The organism is Candidatus Hodgkinia cicadicola (assembly GCF_002774925.1).
The window spans coordinates 1-1122 of the sequence record NZ_NXGO01000050.1 but is presented as its reverse complement, the minus strand read 5'-3'; the positions used below and the strand labels follow the sequence as shown (position 1 = coordinate 1122).

Below are 1122 nucleotides of genomic sequence, written 5' to 3'. Positions count from 1 at the left end.
TTATTGTTTACTTTAAAACTTTGGCCAAGAATAAACTTGTTTCAGTACTGTACTTACCTGAATTCAGTGTCCATAACCGTTACGCCACATGGCGGATTACACCTTTCCACAAAACTACCACGAACTCATCTTTATCACTGTTACACTTATTGCATAAAACTGTTTATGGTTACATTACTTAGTAACCCACTCTTTGGTAGACCTACTCTTATATTTTTCGGTCTACCAAACTTTCTCGAGGCGAACGTTAATTTTACGTCTGTTCACTATTGGATTGTATCGTCGACTGCCATTCAACTGACTGCAAGGCGTTGGGCATTGGTTCAGCTGCCCACCAACGTAGATCAATTTTATAACGCCTTCTCTAATTAGCTGTTTTAAAATGTTCTAGACCAACAAATTCTGCAACTTTTTGCTGCCTGATGAAATTGGCGTGTTAATTTCCGTAATTCACAGACGTCCTGAGCTGTAGGTGATTACGTAACTCGTCTAGCCGTAACGGCGCCAGACACAAACACATATGGGTGTTTCATAATAAAATTGTATGCATTTTTATTAAAAGAGGTTCCCCACAGGTTGAACACTGGATGGGTTCAAATTTATTACAATTATTAAAAATTATTTATTCCACTGATTCGTCCCGTTACAATTTTTTGGCCTGGAAAATTCTAAAACTACTTTAAAATTTTTGATCAAGCCACGTGAAATAAATTTAAAATGCAATAGTAACAAACCTGTCAATTTTGTTGAGAGCGACTATGAATGGAGTTTTCTTCGCCTTCAGTAAATTAATAGATTCTATTGTCTGAGGTTCCAAACCGTGCATAATGTCTACAACTAATATGGCAATATCACATAACGAAGAACCACGGCTACGGAGATTACTAAATGACTCGTGGCCGGGAGTGTCTATGATAAGCAGTCCGGGTATTTTAAGTTCCATTTCTGAAAACTGTAGAAACACAATACCATATATAAGAAGTATTTACACACTTGATTAGAGAATCTTTTTTACAATCCAATTAGCACAACAGAATTTTTTATCATTAGTAAATTTTATGTTATCATTAATAAATATTAAAACAGGTTGATGAAAAATTTCTGCATAATAAAGGTCATTTG

At 35.2% G+C, this 1122-nt stretch carries 1 protein-coding gene; it reads right to left on the bottom strand.

The features are described 5' to 3' along the window. Positions 1-712: 712 nt before the first annotated feature. Positions 713-943 (bottom strand): GTP-binding protein, encoded by a 231-nt coding sequence (locus MAGTDC_RS05925; protein ID WP_414173058.1) that lies wholly within the window; start codon positions 941-943, stop codon positions 713-715. Between the last annotated feature and the right edge of the window lie 179 nt (positions 944-1122).